Annotated in this window: 1 pseudogene; it reads left to right on the forward strand. The window is 53.2% G+C overall.

Going from position 1 to position 440, the window contains the following annotated elements:
- A pseudogene (locus tag E0L35_RS25600) lies at positions 1–440 on the forward strand (ornithine decarboxylase); the annotation flags it as partial.

The following is a 440-nucleotide window of genomic DNA, read 5'->3' on the forward strand; positions in this document are numbered from 1 at the left end:
GTTAACGCGTGGCGATCTGGTGCTCTTCGACCGTAACAACCATAAGTCGAATCATCACGGCGCGCTGATTCAGGCGGGGGCGACGCCGGTCTATCTGGAAGCTTCACGCAACCCGTTTGGTTTCATTGGCGGTATTGATGCGCACTGTTTTAATGAAGAGTATCTGCGCCAGCAAATTCGCGACGTTGCGCCAGAAAAAGCCGACCTGCCGCGCCCGTATCGCCTGGCGATTATTCAGCTGGGAACCTATGACGGCACTGTCTATAACGCCCGTCAGGTGATCGATACCGTTGGGCATCTGTGTGATTACATTCTGTTTGATTCCGCGTGGGTCGGTTATGAACAATTTATCCCGATGATGGCGGATAGCTCGCCGCTGCTGTTAGAACTTAACGAAAACGATCCGGGGATCTTTGTGACTCAGTCGGTGCACAAACAGC

The organism is Halomonas sp. ATBC28, from assembly GCF_005937175.1.
Lineage (GTDB): Bacteria > Pseudomonadota > Gammaproteobacteria > Pseudomonadales > Halomonadaceae > Vreelandella > Vreelandella titanicae.